The 2,586-nt window shown below is 29.7% G+C and carries 4 protein-coding genes; all 4 read left to right on the top strand.

The window, feature by feature from the left end; translation table 11 throughout:
* Positions 1-2: 2 nt before the first annotated feature.
* The 4 genes from GIL12_RS09900 (at position 3) to GIL12_RS09885 (ending at position 2,455) form a co-directional block, all read left to right on the top strand.
* The gene (locus GIL12_RS09900; protein ID WP_370456718.1) at positions 3-86 is read left to right on the top strand and encodes an IS3 family transposase; all 84 of its coding nucleotides are present in this window, start codon (positions 3-5) and stop codon (positions 84-86) included.
* A 64-nt stretch (positions 87-150) separates the two neighbouring features.
* Complete coding sequence (locus GIL12_RS10080) at positions 151-411, top strand: hypothetical protein (protein ID WP_203522602.1); 261 nt, start codon at positions 151-153, stop codon at positions 409-411.
* A gap of 12 nt (positions 412-423) precedes the next feature.
* Positions 424-1,344 (top strand): SufD family Fe-S cluster assembly protein, encoded by a 921-nt coding sequence (locus GIL12_RS09890; RefSeq protein ID WP_163470308.1) that lies wholly within the window; start codon positions 424-426, stop codon positions 1,342-1,344.
* Positions 1,345-1,369: 25 nt separating this feature from the next.
* Positions 1,370-2,455 (top strand): extracellular solute-binding protein, encoded by a 1,086-nt coding sequence (locus GIL12_RS09885; protein ID WP_163470307.1) that lies wholly within the window; start codon positions 1,370-1,372, stop codon positions 2,453-2,455.
* Positions 2,456-2,586 lie beyond the last annotated feature (131 nt).

Here is a 2,586-nt window from a genome sequence, read left to right as displayed (position 1 = left end):
ATATTGATTATTATAATAATCAGAGAATTAAAATAAAATTAAAAGGATTAACTCCTGCAGAATACAGGAATCAATCCTTAAATTAAATATTAAATTTCATGTCCAAGAAAATGGGTTCACTACAAAATAGCCTCTGTTTTAATTAGAGATTTGAAAGTAGCTATCTTTGATGAACCTGAAGCAGGAATTGATTTATGGAGTTTCCAAAGAATGACTGAAACTTTTAAAGAATTACACAGTGGTACAGACACTTGTATTATTATGATTTCCCATCAAGAACGTATTATGGCACTTGCTGATGAAATTATTGTTTTAGACAAGGGTAAGGTTATTGAAAGAACTACAAATAAAAAATTTCTAGAGAGCATGGTTCATGGAAAAAATTCATGTAAAAAATGTTGTAGCTTATAAAGGAGAGAGCATATGTTAAATAATGTTGACAAAGAGCTTTTAGAAAAGATTGCAGATTTACACCAAGTACCAACAGGAGCCTATAATATAAGAAAAAATGGTGGGGGAGAATCTAGAAAAACCACTGAAAATATAAATATTATAACTAAGACAGACAAGCCTGGTATTGATATTATAATTAAAGAAAACACTAAAAATGAAAGTGTTCACATACCTGTTATTCTTTCTAAAGAAGGTTTACAAGATATGGTATATAATACTTTTGAAGTTGGAGCTAACTGTGATGTTGTTATTATAGCTGGTTGCGGAATTCATGGTTGCGGAACTGAAGATTCTGGACATAGTGGTGTTCATGAATTTTTTGTAAGGGAAAATGCAAAAATGAAATATGTTGAAAAACATTATGGGGATGGTGACGGAAGTGGAAAAAGAATCATGAACCCTAAGACTATTATAGAAGCTTTTGAAAATAGTTTTGTTGAATTGGAAATGGATCAAATAAAGGGAATTGATTCCACAGTAAGGGATACTGAAATCATTTTACATAAAAATGCTAAATTAGTAATAACTGAAAGACTTTTAACTGACGGACATCAAAGGGCTGAATCTAATATAATTGTAACTTTAGAAGGGGAAGGATCATCTGCTCAAGTTATATCCCGTTCAGTTGCTCAAGGGGAATCTTCTCAAAACTTCAATATGGAGTTAATTGGTAAGGCAAAATGTAGAGGGCATATTCAATGTGATTCTATTATAACTGGAAATGCTAAGGTATCTTCATCTCCTAGAATTTCTGCTATACACTCTGAAGCTGAGCTTATTCATGAGGCAACTGTTGGAAGAATAGCTTCTGATCAATTAACTAAATTAATGACAATTGGAATAACAGAGGAAGAAGCTGAGGAAATTATTATCAAAGGATTCTTAGGATAATATTAATTTAATTTTAGGAGGTATAATGTTTAAAAAAAAAGTTTTAAAATATTTATCTAAAACAATTTTAATTGGAACTTTGGCTTTAGGTTTCATTTCTTGTGGAGATAATAATAAAAGTAATGAAAAGGAAAACCCTAAGTTGTCAAATAAAAATGTAGTTCATATTTATTCTTGGGCTGAATATATTCCCCCTGAAGTTTTTGATAACTTTGAAAAGGAAACTGGTATAAAAGTTATTGAAGATATTTATTCTACAAATGAAGAAATGTTTACAAAACTTAAATCTGGAGCAACAGGGTATGATATAGTACTACCTTCTCCTGATTATGTTGAAATTATGATGAAAGAAAATATGTTGGAAAAAATAGATAAAAATAAAATATCCACATTTAAAAACTTAGATCAGGATATGATGAAAAAATTAAGGGCCTTTGATAAAAATAATGAGTATGCTATTCCTTATGCTATAAGTGCCACAGTTATAGCTGTTAACACCAAGTATGTTAAAGATTTTCCTAGAAGTTATGACATTTATGAAATGGAAAGTTTACGTGGAAGAATGACACTTTTAGATGATTTAAAGGAAAATATTATTGCTGCTCTAGCCTATGAAGGTTATCCTCAAAATACTTCTGATAAGGAAGCCTTTAAAAAGGCTGAAAAAAGACTTCTTAGATGGAGAAAGAATTTAGCTAAATTTGACTCTGATTCCTTTGGAAAAAACTTTGCTTCTGAAGATTTCCTAGTGGTTCAAGGTTATGCAGAAAATATATATTTTGAACTTACAGATGAACAAATTGAGCACACTGAATTTTTCATTCCTGAAAATGCAGGAAGCTTTTCCATAGATTCCTTTGTGCTTTTAAAAACAGCACCAGACAAAGAAAATGCTTATAAATTTATAGAATATATTCATAGGCCTGAAGTTTATAAACTAGTTGCTGACTATTTAATGTTACCTTGTATAAATGTTCCAGCGAGAAAATTAGCTGAAGAAGAACCTATATTTAAAATTGAAGCTTTGAAAAATGCTGCTCTTTTAAGGGATACTAGTAAAACTTTAGATATGCAAAATGAGGTTTGGGAAAACATAAGAATGAGAAACTAAATAATTAGGTTCTTTGTCAACTGGTGTTGGTGGAGAAAAATAAAAAAATAAATAATGTTTTTGTTCCTTCAGCTTTATGCTGAAGGAATTTTTATTTTTGTTAAATTGCTATAAATTAAAATTCTATTTCT

The organism is Fusobacterium sp. IOR10, assembly GCF_010367435.1.
GTDB lineage: Bacteria > Fusobacteriota > Fusobacteriia > Fusobacteriales > Fusobacteriaceae > Fusobacterium_B.
Note: the sequence above shows the minus strand (reverse complement) of the source record. Positions and strands in the feature narration are given on the sequence as shown.